Below are 15,089 nucleotides of genomic sequence, written 5' to 3'. Positions count from 1 at the left end.
GCCTGAGCCACCCGCTCAGGCGTGTCCGGCTGCCGCCACGGGCCGAGCGTCGGCGTCCCGCTCGGCCGGGTCGGAGGTCCGCTCTCCCTCGCGGTCCAGCAGCTGCATGACCGGGGTAGCCGCGACGCCGTGCACCACGACGGAGACGAGCACCACCAGCCCGACGGTCGCCCAGAGCAGCTCGGCCTGCGGGAAGTCGGCCTTGGTGGTGGCGTACGCAAGGTAGTAGAACGAGCCGACGCCGCGGATGCCGAACAACGAGATGACCCAGTGCTCGGCCGGGCGTCCGGGAGCGCCGCGCAACGACAACCAGCCGATCAGCGGCCGCACCAGGAACACCAGCGCCAGCCCGACGGCGGCTGCCGGCCAGGTGAGCGGGCCCAGCAGACCACCCACGATCGCGCCGCCGAGCAGCAGCAACAGCACCAGGGTGAGCAGCCGTTCGACCTGCTCGGCGAAGTCGTGCAGCACCGAGTGGAACTCGTGGGTCCGCTCGGCGGCCCGGATGGCCCGGGCGGCCACGAACACGGCCAGGAAGCCGTACCCGCCGACCACCTCCACCAGCCCGTACGCCAGGAACGTGGCGGCCAGCGCCAGGAAGCCCTCGGCGTGCCGGGCCAACCGCAGCTCACTGGGCGCGCGGAAGAACAGCTTGCCGAGCAGCCAGCCGATGAGCAGGCCACCGCCGACGCCGACGCCCACCTTCCAGAGCACGTCCACGGTGAACCACTCGGCCAACCAGTCGCTCGGGGCGAGGCTGGTCGAGGCGATGGCGATGGCCGCGTAGACGAACGGGAACGCCAGCCCGTCGTTCAGGCCGGCCTCCGAGGTCAGCGCGAAGCGGACCTCGTCCTCGGAATCCTCCACGTCGGTCGGCTCGCCGACCTGCACGTCGGCGGCGAGCACCGGGTCGGTGGGCGCCAGCGCGGCGCCCAACAACAACGCGGCGGCCGGCACCAGCCCGGCCCACCACCAGCCGAGCACTGCCACCGCCGCGATGCACAGGGGCATCGCGATCGCCAGCAGCCGCCAGGTGGACGACCACCGCCGCCAACTCAACGGCCGGTCGATCTTCAGCCCGGCGCCCATCAGCGCGACGATCACCCCGATCTCGGTGAGGTGGGTGGTCAGCTCCGGGTGGGCCAGGGGGTCCGGCGACGGCAGCCCGACCGGCAGCAGGAACACCAGCATGCCGAGGGCGAGGAAGGCGATAGGCATGGACAGCGGGCGCCGCTCCAGCACCCGCGGCAGGATGCCGGCGAGCAGAGCGCCCAGACCCACCAGCGCGAACGCCACATCTACCGGCTCCACGGCACCACCCTTCAACCGCGCCCGCGGGGCGCGGGGCAGGTGGTGACAGTCCTTGCCCCGCAAGGTCTCCGGCTATGCGCGTCCGCGCCGGTGGACCGGAGTGATGCTCATCGCGGCCGAGTGAGCGGTGAGTCCGCCAGTTCGTTCAACAGCGCGGCCGGGTCGTCGTACACCGACACGGCACCCGCGCCGGCGAGCTCGCCGCGACTGGTGCCACCGCAGGTCAAGCCCACACACGGAATGTTCAGCTTCCCGGCCGCGGCGACGTCCCACACCGAGTCGCCGACGAAGACCACCCGCTCGGCGGCCAACCCGGACTGATCCAGTGCGGCGACCAGGATGTCCGGTGCCGGCTTGCTCTGCTGGGCGTCCGCGGAGGAGGTGACCGTGTCGATCACGTCATCGGCGGCCAGCGCCCGACGAAGCGCGCCCACCTCGGGTTCCGAGGCGGAGGTGGCCAGCACGACCCGCAACCCCCGCTCGGCGCAGGCACGCAACAGGTCGGCCGCCCGGGGTAGTGGCGTGAGCCGTTCCCAGTACTCGGCGTAGAGGGTGTCGTGCGCGTCGCGCAGCTTCGAGTCGGCGTCGCGGTCCCGCTCCGGGCCGAGGAGATGATCCAGGAGCTTGTCCGATCCCATCCCGATCGAACGGTGCACCATCGCCATCGGCACCGGCTGATCGGTCTGGCGTAACGCCTCCCACCAGCTCACCGTGTGCAGGTAGGTGGTGTCGACCAGGGTGCCGTCGACATCGAAGAGGATTCCGGCGAGCCGGTCGGTAGCCATGGGTGTCCTCCTACCCCGTGCCGGGGGTGCTCTCACGGGTGCGGCGGCGTGAGGATCTCGAACCAGACGGTGGAGCCGCGCACCGACGGGTCGGTGCCCCAGGCGTCGCTGAGTTCCTCGATCAGGCCGAGGCCGCGCCCGCGACTGCTCAACGTGTCGGTACGGGCTCGGGTCACGGTGCCCCGGGTGCCGGAATCCGCGACCGAGACGAGCAGCCGCTCGGCGCTGAGGTCGATCTCCACCCGGGCGGCCGTGCCGGCGTGCAGCAACGCGTTGGTGGTCAGCTCGCTGGTGCAGAGCACCGCCGCCCCGATCACCGGCTCGGGCACCTGCCATTCGGTGAGCTGGCCGGTCAGCCAGTGCCGGACCCGGCTGGGGGCGGTCGGCTCGGCGGGAACCTCCATGCTCGCCGAACGACTCGGTTTCAGCGCGTGCTCGACGGCCAGCACGGCCACGTCGTCCTCCGTACCGCCCGGGACCGCCGCGGTGGCCACCGCGCAGAGCGCACGGGGGTCGCCGCTGCCGGCCTTGGCAATGGCGTCGCTCAGGGTGGCCAGCCCGGCGCTGAGGCTCTGCCGGCGACGCTCCACCACCCCGTCGCTGAACAGCAGCAGGGTGTCGCCGGGGCGGAACGGGACGGTCGTGGTGCCCCGCCGGCCGCCCAACCCCAGCGGCGGCCCGGGGGGGACGTCGACGTACTCGGCGTGGAACCGACCTTCCGGGCCGCCGCGGCGGATCACCGGCGCGGGGTGACCGGCGCTGGACAGGGTCAGCTCCCGCCGCTCCGCGTCGATCACCCCGAACGCCACGGTGACGAACAGCTCGTGGGTGCCGGCCTCCGCGCCGAGGCTGGTCACCAGCCGGTCCAGGCCGGCCAGGACCGCGTCGGGCGCCGGGTCGGCCAGGGCCAGCGCGCGCAGCGCGGCCCGGACCTGCCCCATCCGCGCGGCGGCCTGCACGTCGTGCCCGGCGACATCGCCCAGCACCACGCCGAGTGAGCCGTTGGGCAGCAGGAACGCGTCGTAGAAGTCACCGCCGGCCGCGTTGCCGTCCACGCCCGGGTCGTAGCGGGCCGCGATCCGCAACCGGGGCAGATCCGGCAGGTGCTCCGGCAACATGCTGCGCTGCAACAGTTGGGCCGTGCCGTGCTGAGTCTCGAACCGGCGGGCCCGCTCGGCGGCCTGGCCGATCAGCTCGGCCGAGGCGGCGAGCAACGCCCGTTCGGCGGGGGACCAGGTGTGCGGAACCTGGTAGCCGACCGCCAGCCCGCCGCGGACCACCGAGGTGCCCAGCGGCAGGGCCGCCATCGCGCGGACCTTCTGGTCGTGGCGGTCCACGGCGGTGTCCCGCAGCGGCTGCCCGTCGCGGGTGAACGACGGGGCGCTGGAGCGGGCCGCCTGCACCACCGGGGCCGACCAGTCCGCCGGCGCGCGCCGCCAGAGCGGGGGAAGCCTCTCGTCGGCCTCGTCCAACAACTCGCCACGGACCCGACGCACCATGCGCCAGCCGCCGCCGCCCTCGTCGACAGCGAACGAGGCCTGGTCGGGGTCGAACGTGCTGATCGCGTACCGCAGCGCCACCCGGGCCACGTCGTCGAGGGTGAGGGTGCCGGCGAGCGCCGCGGCCACCTCGCTGAGGCTCTGCAACTGCTCGGTGACGTGGGTGGTCTCGGCCGCGACCGTCAACACGCCGACGATCTGCCCGGCGCTGTCGCGCACCGGTGAGTAGCTCCGGGTGAAGACCGCCTGCTCCACCGTCGCGGAGTGCCCACGAACCAGCGGCAGGGTGGACTCCCTCTCCAGGAAGGGCTCGCCCTGCCGGTAGCAGCGCTCGATCACCGCGCCGACGCCGGGCAGCGCCCAGATCTCCGCGAACACCTCGGCGGCCGGACGACCGAGGGCGCTCGGGTGCTTGGTGCCCAGCAGCTCGGCGTAGCTGGCGTTGTAGAGCAGGACGAGGTCGTCGCCGTACGCCAGGGCCATCGGCATCGGCGAGGCGAGGACCAGCTCCACCACGGCTTGGAGGGCGACGTCCCAGTCGTCGGCCGGGCCCAGCGGCGTGTTGGCCCAGTCGTGGGCGAGCACGCCGACGGCCGGGCCGGACCCGGTGGGCGCGCCCGGGCCCGGAGTTGCTGGCGTGGGGACCCGCCCGACCGTTCCTGGCATGTTCGCAGCCTAGTCGGCCGACCGGAAAAGGCATCCGACCATGGCGGCGGGCCGTGGCCGAGTCCGTTGCCGTGGCCGTTCGGGCAGTTCAGGGCCCCTGTCCGGAGGTCTGTCGGGAAAAACGCCGTGCGCTGCGTGGACTGCTGGACCGGTTGCCGGGTATGCGCCCGGCGCAGTCCATGCGACAGGAGGGACATCATGCTGAAAACCCTCGCGGTCCGGCAGGCCGACATCGGCGATGCCATCGCCGACACCTGGAGGTCGGTGCTGCTCTTCATCCCGAAGGCAGTGGCCTTCATCGTCATCCTCGTGGTCGGCTGGCTCATCGCCAGAGCCGTCCTCAAGATCGTGGATACGGTGCTGGAACGGGTGCACTTCGACCAAGCGGTCGAACGTGGTGGCATCAAACGGGCCCTGGAGAGAACGAAGTACGACGCCAGCGACATCCTGGCCAGACTGGCGTACTACGCCGTACTGCTGTTCACGTTGCAGTTCGCCTTCGGAGTCTGGGGGCCCAACGCGATCAGTGACCTGATCAGCGGCGTAGTTTCCTGGCTGCCGCGAGCGTTCATCGCGATCGTCATCGTGGTGATCGCGGCCGCGATCGCCAACGCCGTCCGGGATCTGGTCACCGGGGCGCTGGGAGGGCTCTCGTACGGCAAGGTTCTGGCCGACCTGACGGCGATCTTCATCATCGCGCTCGGTGTGATCGCCGCACTGAACCAGGTGGGTATCGCCACCACGGTGACCACTCCGGTGCTGATCGCGGTGCTCGCCACGGTGGCCGGCATCCTGATCGTCGGCGTCGGCGGTGGTCTCGTGAAGCCGATGCAGAACCGCTGGGACGGCTGGTTGCAGCGGGCGGCGCAGGAGGCTCGGGCGGTGCAGCAGCAACGTCAGGCCGCGTCGGCCGGGCGTAGCGACGTGGAGCGGCAGATGGCCGACCGCGGGGGTGACCGCACCCAGGCCATGCCTCGGGTGGACGAAGCCCAGCAGTACCGCTCGTAGCGGGCGGAACGGGACGACGGGTGGGAGGGTGTTCCGCGTACGGCGCGGGGTGCCCTCCCTCCCGTGTCAGTGCCGGTCGAGTGCGCGAGCCAGCGCGCAGACCGCGACCAGCCGGGTGAGCAGCCACTCCGGGTGGCTCCAGTCCACCGGCCCGCTGGGCGGCGTCCACCCGTGCTCCAGGGCGGCGGCGCGCACCCCCTCGGCGTAGCCGGCGAGCGCCGCGGAGGTCAGCGGCGTGCGGTCCCCGTCGAGGCTGTCCCGGACGGCCGCCGCATGCTGGTCGACGAGGGCCAGCAGCCCCGGTCGCGCGGCGGCGGCGGCGAGCCCGACAGTGCCCACGGAGACGGTGAGGGCGGCCAGGGTGGACCGCGCCGAGTCGACGGCGGTACGGGAGGCGACCCGGTTGAACGGCACACGCATGGTGACCGAGGCTAACCGACCGGTGACAGTGTCGACCTCGGCCGCTCGGCGGATGTCGGCTGCCCCACTGGGGCGGTCGCCGCTGACCTGGGGGATTGATCCGGCACAGACGGGGCAGCAGAAGGACACCCCACTGATGACGGCACCCGGCACGGAGGCACGGATGGGACAGCAGGCGGACGGACCCGACGAGCGGCACCGGCGGCCGGACGGCGTCAGCGACGCTACGGTCGCCGCGCTCGGCAAGCTCAGCGAGGCGCTGGAGTGTGTGGAGCGGGCCCGGGGGCACCTCTACTCGGTGCACCAGTTGATCGGCCGTGCCGACCTGATGCTCGACGACGCGGTGGAGCAGTTTCGCGCCGCCGGGCATCCGCGTCTCGCCGACCGGATCGCCACGGAGCTGCGTGGCCGCAACGTCATCGCCGGACGGTGGACTTTTCAGATCGTCGAGGACTTCGACGACGGTTACCACGCGCTGTTCCGGGAGTTGGACCAGCAGGCCCGCGACGAGTTGGTGGGTGGGCGGCGCCACCTCTACGAGGCGGAGATGAAGGAACGCCGCCGTAGCCGGGGCCGGCCGGGCCACGAGGCCCGGCCGGGCGGCGCAGGCTAGTCGCTTGTCGCGTTGGCCGGGCGACGCCGTGCCGCGTCGTCAGCGATGATCACGGTGGCCACCATCAGCGCGACGCAGAGGCTGAACAGCCACGACTCGTCGGCGACGAGCCAGGCGGAAACGGGCGCCTGGAGCGCGGCGAGCAGGAAGCCGAGCCAGGCGAGCCGACGCTGACGCGTGGAGAGGATTCCGGAGCCTTGATGCATCCCGAAATTCTTACGCGAACCGGTTGGCTTGCCGTCCTCCGATCGGCCGATTCTGGATGAGCTGTCCGCTTTCTCGACCGTACGGACACGACTTCTTCGCGCCGAGGGCGATCGGGTGCCGGCAGCGCTAGGGTGCCTCTGCGGCAGGATGGTGCCTCGTGTCCACCCCGCCCGCGCGCCCCCGCGCCTCGCTGCTCCTGCTGGCCTACCTCGCGTTCGTCAGCCTCGGCCTGCCCGACGGCCTGCTCGGCGTCGGCTGGCCCTCGATCCGGGGCGACTTCGACGTACCGACCGAAGCGGTCGGCTGGGTGCTCACCGCCGGCACCGTCGGCTACCTCACCTCCAGCGTGCTGGCCGGCTTCACACTGGCCCGGATCGGCGTCGGCGCGCTGCTCGCCGTCAGCACCCTGCTGGCCAGCCTGGCGCTGACCGGCTACTCGGTGAGCCCCGTGCTGGCGGTGCTGGTGGGCTGTGCGCTGCTGCTCGGGCTCGGCTCCGGCGCGGTCGACTCCGGGCTCAACGCGTACGCCGCCGGGGCCTTCGGGCCCCGCCACATGAACTGGATGCACGCCTTCTTCGGCCTCGGCGTGGCCATCGGTCCACTGATCATGACCGGGGTGCTGAGCGCCGGGCTCGCCTGGCGCTGGGGGTACGGCATCGTGGCCGGCGCCCAACTCGTCCTTGCCATCGCGTTCGCGCTCACCGTGCGGGCCTGGCACCGCGCCCCGGCTGCCACCGCGCCCACCGAGGCGGGCGTCGCTGTTCCGGCCCCGCCCGCCGGGCCGGCACCGACCGTCCGGGTCCCGGTCCGGGACACGCTACGGCTGCCGGCGGTCTGGTCGGGGACGCTCGCCTTCGTGCTGTACGTGGCGATCGAGGTGTCCGCCGGGCTGTGGGCGTTCCTGCTGCTGACCGAGGGGCGCGGGCTCAGCGCGGCGCTGGCCGGCGGCTGCGTCTCCGCGTACTGGGGCAGCCTCTTCGTCGGCCGGGTCGTGCAGGGTCTGGTGGCCGAGCGCCTGGGGGCGGGCCTGGTGTTGCGCGTCAGCCTGGCCGGCATGGCCGTCGGCGCGGCGCTGATCGCCGTACCCGGGCCGGCCGTCCTGGCGGTGCTCGGCCTGGTCGTGGTCGGTTTCGCCGCCGCTCCGGTGTTTCCGCTGCTCACCCTCACCACCGCCGAACGGGTCGGCGCGAAGCACGCGGACCGGGCCATCGGGCTGCAGATCGGCGCTGCGGGCATCGGCGCGGCGCTCGTCCCGGCCGGGCTGGGCGTGCTGATCGGCCAGACGTCGGTGCAGGTGCTGGGCTCGGCCCTGCTGGCGCTCGCGCTGGTGCTGCTCGCGCTCTACGAGTGGGGTGCGCGCCGACCCAGCGCCGGGCCCCCCGCGCCGGTGGTGCCCGGCCAGGCCGGGAGCGAGGGTCAGACGTCCGGCCCGGTCCGGCCGGTGGTGGAAGGGCGGTAGGCGCGCTGCGGGTCGGTGGCCTCCCGGCTGTTGCCGCTCTGGGCCTGCCCCTCGCGGTCCGTCGCCGCCGGCCCGTGCCCGAACGCGGCTTCCTCGCCAGCGTCGTTACCCGTCACGTCGTCGGCCTGCCCGTCGAGGCTGGAGCCGGACACGGCGCGCTCCAGCTCCTCCAACGGAAGCCGCTCCTCGTCCCGCCACACCCTGATCTTGTCGTCCGTCATACCAACAGCCGTACCCGGGCACGATGATCGCAAACGGCGACCAGGCCCGGACACGGCGACGGCCGCCGGGATTCCGGCGGCCATCGGTGTCACTGCTCAGGGTCACGGCTGCGGACGGTCCACCTGTCCGCGCCAGGCGCCGGTCTCCTGACCACGCCGCTCGATGTAGGTCTTGAACCGTTCCAGGTCCCCCTTGGCCCGCCGGTCGACGATGCCGAGCTTGTCGCCGGCCTGCTCGACCACGCCGTGCGGCTCGAACTCGAGCTGAAGGGTGACCCGGGTCTTGTCCTGGTCCAACCGGTGGAAGGTCACCACACCGGCCTGCTGGGTGCCGTCGGTCGAGCGCCAGGCGACCCGCTCGTCGGGGAGCTGCTCGGTGATCTCGGCGTCGAACTCACGCTTCACCCCGGCGATGTCCACCGTCCAGTGGGTCATCGTGTCGGAGAGCTGCCGGACCTCCTGCACACCCTCCATGAACTGAGGGAACTCCTCGAACTGCGTCCACTGGTCGTACGCGGTGCGTACGGGCACGGAAACGTCCACATGTTCGGTAACGCCACTCATCGGGGAAACCTCCTTCAGCCGCGGGTGGATTGCCGGATCGGGGGCGATCCGCTCACCAGCGAGTTGTCTCGTTCTTGTTGCCCAGTGCCGCCCAGACCTCGGAGACCGTCTGGTAGACGGTGCCCTCGGGCAGCCGTTCCAGCGCCGCGACGATGTCGTCCGGCGCCTCGTTCTCCCGGGCGCTGGCAATGAGCACCAGACGGTCGCCCGGCAGCGCGCTCATCGAGATGAACCGGCCGAGCCGGCTGCGCTGCTCGACGTCCGTGGAGCTCATGCCCTGCGGGGTGCCGGTGCGCAGGTCGCCGGCCGGGGCGGTGGTCGTCTCCGGCTGGTCCTCGCCAGCCGATTCCGGCACCCGCGACTCGTCGACCCGAGAGCCACCGGTCCCCGGCCCCTGTACGAGGCCGCTGACCTCCTGACTCATCTGTTCGTCGATCCTCGGTCCGTGCTTGCTGTTCCCACGCTCCATGCCTTCTGCGCTACCCGGCACCCCACCCGATAAACCGGCACCGGGCCACGAACCGGCCCTCGGCCGGGCGGCGAACCGGACCCCGCGACCGATCGGGAACTCAGTCGCCAGCGGGCTTGCGGGGCGGGAGCACCGGCTCCTCCGGGTCCCGGTCGCCGGCCTGCAACTGCCGCCCGCGCTGCACCTCGGCGTTGATCTGCACCCCCAGCATCAGCGCCGAGTTGGACAGGTAGAGCCAGACCAGGAACGCGATGGCCGCCCCCAGGCTGCCGTAGGTGGTGTTGTACGAGGCGAAGTTGGCCACGTACAGGCCGAAGCCGAAGGAGGCCGCCGCCCAGGAGATCAGCGCCACCGCGCCGCCCGGGGTCAGCCAGCGGAACCGGGGCTGGCGCACGTTCGGCGCGATCCAGAACAGCAGGGACAGCAACGCCATCATGATCATGGCGAGAACCGGCCACTTCGCCACGCTCCACACCGTGCGGGCCAGACCACCGGCGTTGATCAGGTCCCCGACCGCATCGGTGACCGGCCCACTGACGATCAACGCGAAGGCGACCACCGCGAGCAGCACCAGCGAGATCGCCGCCAAGCCGATCTGCAACGGCCGGAGCTTCCAGACCGGCCGGCCCTCGGTCACGCCGTAGACGGCGTTCGAGGCCCTGGTGAACGCGCCGATGAAGCCCGAAGCGGACCACAGCGCGCCGAGCAGGCCGAAGCTCAGCAGCAGCTTGGGGTTGCTCTGGTCGAGCACCACGGTCCGGATCACCCCGACCACGCCGCCCTCGTCGTTGGTCAACACCGACCCGGCGCCCACCTGGTTGGCCAGGTCGGCCACCGTGTCCAGGGTCCGCTCCCCGTCGGAGACCAGACCGACCAGCGCCACCACCACGATGGCGGACGGAAAGAGCGCCAGCACGCCGTAGTAGGTCAGCGCGGCAGCCCAGTCGGAGCAGTTGTCGTTGACGAAGCCCTGCACGCTGCGGACCAGCACCCCGCGCCAGGTCCGCCAGCTCAGCTGCCGCATCCGCCGGGGAACCCCCGGGCGCGGTGTGCCGTCGAGCGTCGTACCCGGCTCCGTGGTCGTCATGCCCGCTCCCTGCGCCCCGGCCGCCGGATGACCGGTCGTCCGGTCTGGCCTGGACGCGGCGGTACCCGGATGGGGAAATCGACAAACCCACCCGCTGCCCGGCCGACGCCACTATGGTTTGCCGCCGCGTCACGCGGGAACGGTCACTGTGACCCTGTCGACACGGAGGAGGACGAGATGCCCGGGCGCGAGGACCTGCCCAGCACGCTGCGGCGCTCTCCGGATAAGGCGCAGCGCACCTGGGAGAAGACGCACGACTCGGCGGTCGAGACCTACGGCGAGGGGGAGCGGTCGCACCGCACCGCCTTCGCCGCCGTGAAGCATGAGTTCGAGAAGGTGGGCGACCACTGGGAGCCGAAGGGCCGCAAGGGCCCCAGCGACCAGCAGGCCGCCGGTGGCGGGCCCGAACGGCGGGCACCCACCGCTGGTGGGGTGGACGCCAACGCCACCAAGGACCACCTGATGTCGGTGGCCCGCAAACTCGACGTACCCGGCCGGTCCAGCATGACCAAGCCGGAGCTGGTCACGGCCATCGAGAAGGCCAACGACCGCGCCACCCGCAAGGCCCGCGGCGACTGACCGGCGCCGCACCGGAGCACAACCGACGCGGTACGGGCGGACGCGCCATCCCTGCGTCCGCCCGTACCGTTCACCAGTGCCCGCCGCCCGGCGCCTCGATGTGCACCGCCTTCGTAGCGGTGAACTCGTCCAGCAGTTCGGGGCCGTACCCGAAGCCCTGCCCGCTGGCCCGGCGCGGATGCGCGGCACCCCCGGGCGCACCCCCGAACACCGCGTTGACCTTGACCGTGCCCACCGGCAGCTCCCGCCACGCCCGCTGCGCGTGACTCATGGACGGGGTCAACACCGTTGCGGCCAGCCCGTACGGGGAGTCCGCCGCGCAGCGCAGCGCCTCGTCGAACGAGTCGACGACCACCACCGGGGCGACCGGCCCGAAGGTCTCCTCCCGGACCAGTGGCATGTCGTGGCGGCAGTCGGTGACGACTGTGGCCGGGTAGAACGCTCCCGTCCCGTCCGGCACCTCGCCGCCCACCCGCACCCGGGCGCCGTCCGCCACCGCGGCCGCCACCTGCCCGTGCACGTGCTCCCGGTGCCGCCGGTCGACCAGCGGGCCCAGCTCGGTGCCCGGGTCCCGGCCCGGCCCGACCCGCAGCGCTCCGGCGTGGCGTACCAGCGCGGCCACGAAGTCGTCGGCCACCTCACGGTGCACGTAGAGCCGCTCCACCGCCACGCAGATCTGACCGGCGTTGGCGAACGCGCCGAGCGCCGCCTGCTCCGCCGCCCACTCCGGGTCGATGCCCGCGTCCACGATCAACGGGTCACTACCGCCGTTCTCCAGGAGCACCTTCGCCCCGGTGTGGGCCGCGGCGGCGGCGATCGCCCGCCCGGTCGCTGTGGAACCCACGTGGGCCACCACGTCGACGTCCTGCGCCGCCAGTGCCGCACCCACCTCCGGGCCGCCGGTGAGCAGTGACAACACCCCGGCCGGCAGTGCCTGGTCCAGTGCTCGGGCCAGCAGCCAACCCGTCGCCGGTGTCCGTTCGCTCGGCTTGTAGAGCACCACGTTCCCGGTCACCACTGCCGCGCCGAGTAGTCCACAGGAGACCGCCACCGGGTCGTTCCAGGGGGTGATCGCCGCGACCACCCCGCGTGGCTGTGGGGTCAGGAAGTCCAGCGCGTCGGTTTCGCCGTTCAGCGTGCGCCCGCCGCGCAGCGGTGCCAGTTCCGCATACTGTCGCAGGGTGCCGATCCCCGCCTCGACGCCGCCGCGGGCGTCCGCCAACGGCTTGCCCATCTCCGCGGTGACCGCCGCCGCCAACTCCTCGGTGACCGCCTCGACCGCGTCCGCGGCCCGGTGCAGCGCCGCCGCCCGTTCCGCCGGCGCGGTCGCCGCCCACTGGGCCGCCGCGTTGCGGGCCGCCTGCGTCGCCTTGCCCACCTCGTCGGCCGTGGCCACCGGCACCGTGCTCACCGGCGCATCGTCCGCCGGATCACGCACGACCAGTTCGCCGCCGTCGCCGCCCGCACCCCACACCCCGCCCACCAGCTGCGCAACCGTGTACATGCGGCGCTGGATGCCCCGGCCTCGACGAGGCAAACGCGTTTCGCCCGGTTGCGCGCCGGGTAGGCGGATCCGATGACAACCACCGCCGCGCAGAGCGCGGACGCGGTCATCGTCGGAGCCGGACACAACGGCCTGGTTGCGGCCAACCTGCTGGCCGACGCCGGCTGGGACGTGGTGGTGCTGGAGGCGACAGCGGTGCCCGGCGGCGCGGTCCGCTCCGCCGAGGTCACCGCGCCCGGCTACCTGAGCGACCTCTACAGCTCGTTCTACCCCCTCGGGTACGCCTCACCGGTGCTGGGCGGCCTGGACCTGGGTCGGCACGGGCTGTCCTGGCGGCACTCGCCGGACGTGCTGGCGCACCTGCTGCCCGACGGTCGGGCCGCGGTGATCAATCGGGACCCGGACGTCACCGCCGCGTCGCTGGAGCAGTTCGCCCCCGGGGACGGCAAGCGGTGGCTCAACGCGTACACCGACTGGCTCGACGTGGCCGAGCCCATGCTGGAGGCGATCACCTCGCCGTTCCCGCCGGTACGCGGCGGGCTGGGCCTGCTGCGCCGGTTGCGCGTCGCCGGCGCGCTGCGACTCGCGCGGCGGCTCGTCGTGCCGGTCCGCAAACTTGGCGACGAACTCTTCGACGGCCCCGGTGGGCCGGCCCTGCTGGCCGGGTGTGCCCTGCACACCGACCTCTCCCCGGAGGAGGCCGGCTCCGGGGTGTACGGCTGGCTGCTGGCCATGCTCGGCCAGCAGGTCGGCTGGCCGGTGCCCGACGGCGGCGCGCAGCGGATCACCAACGCGCTGGTGGATCGGCTACAGGGGCGCGGCGGGACGATCATCTACGGCGCTCGGGCCGAGCGGGTGCTCACCGCCCGGGGCCGGGCCATGGGGGTCCGGACCGTCGGGGGCGCGCTGTGGCGGGCCCGGCGGGCGGTGCTCGCCGACGTCCCGGCGCCGGCGCTCTACCTCGACCTGGTCGGCGCGGCGGCGTTGCCGTTCAGGCTGGTGGAGGACCTGGCGCACTTCCGCTGGGACGGCTCCACGCTGAAGGTGGACTGGGCGCTCTCCGCGCCGGTGCCCTGGACGAACCGCCAGGTGGCCGGCGCGGGCACCGTGCACCTCGGCGCGGACCTGAACGGGCTCACCCACTACGCCAGCGAGTTGGCCCGCGGCGAGCTGCCCCGCGACCCGTTTCTGCTGCTCGGGCAGATGTCGGTGGCGGACCCGAGCCACTCCCCGCCGGGCACCGAGTCACTCTGGTCGTACACCCATCTGCCGTTCCGGCGGAACTGGCGGGCCGAGGAGGTCGCCGGGCACGTGCAGCGGATGGAGGACGTGCTGGAGGCGGCGGCACCGGGTTTCCGGAGCCTGATCGTGGGCCGCCACGTGGCCGGGCCGGCCGACCTGGAGAAGGGCAACCCGAGCCTGGTGGGTGGCACGCTCGGCGGCGGGACCGCCGCCGCGTACCAGCAGCTCTTCCTGCGCCCCATCCCTGGCCTGGGCCGGGCGGACACCCCGGTGGACCGGCTCTTTCTGGCCAGCGCGTCGGCGCACCCCGGCGGCGGTGTGCACGGCGCACCGGGCGCGAACGCGGCCCGCGCCGCGCTGGCCCGCGACCGCGCGCTCACCGGCCGCGCCTACGCCGCGGCCATCTCCACCGCCCATCGCGCCATCTACCCCGACTGAAGCCCACCCCCACCCTTGGGTCTCGGTGATCAAAAGGTTTGCGTCGTCAGCCTCGGCGGATCTGACGCAAACCTCTTGCTCAACCAGACGGGGTGGGGGCCGGGTTAGCGGGTGATGTTGCGGTGTTTGCTGCGGAGGCGGAAGGGCATGAGGGCGCTCTCCACCTTGGTCGCGGTGGTCATCTTGGAGACGCCGTCGCGCCGCTCCTCGAAGCGGATCGGCACCTCCAGGATGGTGTGCCCCAGCTTGGTGGCGAGGTAGTGCATCTCCACCTGGAAGCTGTAGCCGTTGGACTGCACCCGCTCCAGGTCGATGTCCCGCAGGGCTTCGACCTGCCAGATCTTGAAGCCGGCGGTGAGGTCCCGGATGCGTACCCGCAGCAGGGTGTGCACGTAGAGGTTGGCCCAGCCACTGAGCGCCCGGCGGTAGAGCGGCCAGTTCTCGTCAAGCTCGCCGCCGGGCACGTACCGGGAACCGATCACCACGCTGGCCTGGGTGGAGAGCAGCGCGCCGAGCATTCCCGGGAGCGCCTCGGGCGGGTGCGAGAGGTCGGCGTCCATCTGCGCCACGTACTCGGCGCCGCCCTCGATCGCCCGGGTCATCCCGTCCACGTACGCCCGGCCGAGGCCCTCCTTGCCGGCGCGGTGCACGACCTCGATCCGGTCGGGGTGCTCGATGGCCAGCTTGTCCGCCACCTCCCCGGTGCCGTCAGGGGAGTTGTCGTCGGCGACGAGGATGCGCAGCCCCGGCAGTGGCAGCGCGAGCAGCCGCTCGACCAGCGCCGGGAGGTTGCCCGCCTCGTTGTACGTGGGCACCACGACGGTCAGGCGTGCGTCGCGCCACGGCGTCGGCAACTGCACCGGCTTGATCATGTCGGTCATCCTCGGTTTGCGGACAAGGGTCATGGAAAGGGTATCTAGTTCCCGCATTCGGTCTGAGGGAGGCACCCCTTCCGGGCGCTGCGGGCCCTCGCCACCCATCGCGCGCAGGCGTCGAAGCCCTGATCAGAGGCTCGCG

Annotated in this window: 16 protein-coding genes; 5 read left to right on the top strand and 11 right to left on the bottom strand. The window is 72.6% G+C overall.

The window, feature by feature from the left end; genetic code table 11:
* Positions 1-15: 15 nt before the first annotated feature.
* From ACIA47_RS21255 to ACIA47_RS21245, 3 genes are all read right to left on the bottom strand, one after another.
* A complete protein-coding gene (locus ACIA47_RS21255) occupies positions 16-1,311 on the bottom strand; it encodes a cation:proton antiporter (RefSeq protein ID WP_396710055.1) in 1,296 nt (431 codons plus the stop codon).
* A gap of 107 nt (positions 1,312-1,418) precedes the next feature.
* Positions 1,419-2,096, bottom strand: a complete 678-nt coding sequence (locus ACIA47_RS21250; RefSeq protein WP_396710053.1) for an HAD family hydrolase — start codon at positions 2,094-2,096, stop codon at positions 1,419-1,421.
* Between the two features lie 32 nt (positions 2,097-2,128).
* Positions 2,129-4,261, bottom strand: a complete 2,133-nt coding sequence (locus ACIA47_RS21245; protein WP_396710051.1) for a SpoIIE family protein phosphatase — start codon at positions 4,259-4,261, stop codon at positions 2,129-2,131.
* 198 nt (positions 4,262-4,459) lie between these two features.
* Here ACIA47_RS21245 and ACIA47_RS21240 point away from each other — a divergent pair, with 198 nt between their 5' ends.
* A complete protein-coding gene (locus ACIA47_RS21240) occupies positions 4,460-5,269 on the top strand; it encodes a hypothetical protein (protein WP_203120652.1) in 810 nt (269 codons plus the stop codon).
* Between the two features lie 66 nt (positions 5,270-5,335).
* On the opposite strand, the gene ACIA47_RS21235 is transcribed toward ACIA47_RS21240, so the two are convergent.
* On the bottom strand, positions 5,336-5,689 hold the full coding sequence (locus tag ACIA47_RS21235) for a DUF6401 family natural product biosynthesis protein (RefSeq protein ID WP_112583451.1): 354 nt from the start codon (positions 5,687-5,689) through the stop codon (positions 5,336-5,338).
* 163 nt (positions 5,690-5,852) lie between these two features.
* Between ACIA47_RS21235 and ACIA47_RS21230 the strand changes: the two genes are divergently transcribed.
* Positions 5,853-6,302, top strand: coding sequence for a hypothetical protein (locus tag ACIA47_RS21230; protein ID WP_396710048.1), 450 nt, complete (start codon positions 5,853-5,855; stop codon positions 6,300-6,302).
* Here the strand turns inward: ACIA47_RS21230 and ACIA47_RS21225 are convergent.
* A complete protein-coding gene (locus ACIA47_RS21225) occupies positions 6,299-6,508 on the bottom strand; it encodes a hypothetical protein (protein WP_091401653.1) in 210 nt (69 codons plus the stop codon). The genes ACIA47_RS21230 and ACIA47_RS21225 overlap by 4 nt on opposite strands.
* A gap of 158 nt (positions 6,509-6,666) precedes the next feature.
* On the opposite strand from ACIA47_RS21225, the gene ACIA47_RS21220 reads away from it, so the two are divergent.
* On the top strand, positions 6,667-7,968 hold the full coding sequence (locus tag ACIA47_RS21220) for an MFS transporter (RefSeq protein WP_396710046.1): 1,302 nt from the start codon (positions 6,667-6,669) through the stop codon (positions 7,966-7,968).
* Here the strand turns inward: ACIA47_RS21220 and ACIA47_RS21215 are convergent.
* The 4 genes from ACIA47_RS21215 to ACIA47_RS21200 form a co-directional block, all read right to left on the bottom strand.
* Positions 7,926-8,189, bottom strand: coding sequence for a hypothetical protein (locus ACIA47_RS21215; RefSeq protein ID WP_396710044.1), 264 nt, complete (start codon positions 8,187-8,189; stop codon positions 7,926-7,928). The genes ACIA47_RS21220 and ACIA47_RS21215 overlap by 43 nt on opposite strands.
* Before the next feature lie 102 nt (positions 8,190-8,291).
* Positions 8,292-8,753 carry an SRPBCC family protein gene (locus ACIA47_RS21210; RefSeq protein ID WP_091401658.1) on the bottom strand — a complete coding sequence of 154 codons (462 nt, stop codon included), beginning with the start codon at positions 8,751-8,753 and terminating at the stop codon, positions 8,292-8,294.
* 52 nt (positions 8,754-8,805) lie between these two features.
* Complete coding sequence (locus ACIA47_RS21205) at positions 8,806-9,222, bottom strand: DUF2795 domain-containing protein (RefSeq protein ID WP_396710042.1); 417 nt, start codon at positions 9,220-9,222, stop codon at positions 8,806-8,808.
* 100 nt (positions 9,223-9,322) lie between these two features.
* A complete protein-coding gene (locus ACIA47_RS21200) occupies positions 9,323-10,309 on the bottom strand; it encodes a YihY/virulence factor BrkB family protein (protein WP_396710040.1) in 987 nt (328 codons plus the stop codon).
* 177 nt (positions 10,310-10,486) lie between these two features.
* Between ACIA47_RS21200 and ACIA47_RS21195 the strand changes: the two genes are divergently transcribed.
* The gene (locus tag ACIA47_RS21195) at positions 10,487-10,888 is read left to right on the top strand and encodes a ChaB family protein (RefSeq protein ID WP_203120655.1); all 402 of its coding nucleotides are present in this window, start codon (positions 10,487-10,489) and stop codon (positions 10,886-10,888) included.
* A gap of 70 nt (positions 10,889-10,958) precedes the next feature.
* Here ACIA47_RS21195 and ACIA47_RS21190 read toward each other — a convergent pair whose 3' ends face one another.
* The gene (locus tag ACIA47_RS21190) at positions 10,959-12,392 is read right to left on the bottom strand and encodes an aldehyde dehydrogenase family protein (RefSeq protein WP_396710038.1); all 1,434 of its coding nucleotides are present in this window, start codon (positions 12,390-12,392) and stop codon (positions 10,959-10,961) included.
* Positions 12,393-12,464: 72 nt separating this feature from the next.
* Here ACIA47_RS21190 and ACIA47_RS21185 point away from each other — a divergent pair, with 72 nt between their 5' ends.
* Positions 12,465-14,072: a phytoene desaturase family protein gene (locus ACIA47_RS21185; RefSeq protein ID WP_396710036.1), complete on the top strand. Its 1,608-nt coding sequence runs from the start codon at positions 12,465-12,467 to the stop codon at positions 14,070-14,072.
* A gap of 104 nt (positions 14,073-14,176) precedes the next feature.
* Here ACIA47_RS21185 and ACIA47_RS21180 read toward each other — a convergent pair whose 3' ends face one another.
* Positions 14,177-14,944: a polyprenol monophosphomannose synthase gene (locus ACIA47_RS21180; protein WP_396710034.1), complete on the bottom strand. Its 768-nt coding sequence runs from the start codon at positions 14,942-14,944 to the stop codon at positions 14,177-14,179.
* Positions 14,945-15,089: the final 145 nt, after the last annotated feature.

Origin of the sequence: Micromonospora sp. NPDC051227, assembly GCF_044455385.1 — a bacterium.
Taxonomy (GTDB): domain Bacteria; phylum Actinomycetota; class Actinomycetes; order Mycobacteriales; family Micromonosporaceae; genus Micromonospora.
This window is presented reverse-complemented; position numbering and strand designations above follow the sequence as displayed.

Excerpts from the sequence above, each read along its gene's own strand:
- ACIA47_RS21225 (WP_091401653.1), bottom strand. The coding sequence starts at position 6,508 with ATGCATCAAGGCTCCGGAATCCTCTCCACGCGTCAGCGTCGGCTCGCC.
- ACIA47_RS21200 (WP_396710040.1), bottom strand. The coding sequence starts at position 10,309 with ATGACGACCACGGAGCCGGGTACGACGCTCGACGGCACACCGCGCCCG.
- ACIA47_RS21245 (WP_396710051.1), bottom strand. The coding sequence starts at position 4,261 with ATGCCAGGAACGGTCGGGCGGGTCCCCACGCCAGCAACTCCGGGCCCG.
- ACIA47_RS21195 (WP_203120655.1), top strand. The coding sequence starts at position 10,487 with ATGCCCGGGCGCGAGGACCTGCCCAGCACGCTGCGGCGCTCTCCGGAT.
- ACIA47_RS21190 (WP_396710038.1), bottom strand. The coding sequence starts at position 12,392 with ATGTACACGGTTGCGCAGCTGGTGGGCGGGGTGTGGGGTGCGGGCGGC.
- ACIA47_RS21215 (WP_396710044.1), bottom strand. The coding sequence starts at position 8,189 with ATGACGGACGACAAGATCAGGGTGTGGCGGGACGAGGAGCGGCTTCCG.
- ACIA47_RS21185 (WP_396710036.1), top strand. The coding sequence starts at position 12,465 with ATGACAACCACCGCCGCGCAGAGCGCGGACGCGGTCATCGTCGGAGCC.
- ACIA47_RS21205 (WP_396710042.1), bottom strand. The coding sequence starts at position 9,222 with ATGGAGCGTGGGAACAGCAAGCACGGACCGAGGATCGACGAACAGATG.
- ACIA47_RS21235 (WP_112583451.1), bottom strand. The coding sequence starts at position 5,689 with ATGCGTGTGCCGTTCAACCGGGTCGCCTCCCGTACCGCCGTCGACTCG.
- ACIA47_RS21240 (WP_203120652.1), top strand. The coding sequence starts at position 4,460 with ATGCTGAAAACCCTCGCGGTCCGGCAGGCCGACATCGGCGATGCCATC.
- ACIA47_RS21230 (WP_396710048.1), top strand. The coding sequence starts at position 5,853 with ATGGGACAGCAGGCGGACGGACCCGACGAGCGGCACCGGCGGCCGGAC.
- ACIA47_RS21210 (WP_091401658.1), bottom strand. The coding sequence starts at position 8,753 with ATGAGTGGCGTTACCGAACATGTGGACGTTTCCGTGCCCGTACGCACC.
- ACIA47_RS21180 (WP_396710034.1), bottom strand. The coding sequence starts at position 14,944 with ATGATCAAGCCGGTGCAGTTGCCGACGCCGTGGCGCGACGCACGCCTG.
- ACIA47_RS21250 (WP_396710053.1), bottom strand. The coding sequence starts at position 2,096 with ATGGCTACCGACCGGCTCGCCGGAATCCTCTTCGATGTCGACGGCACC.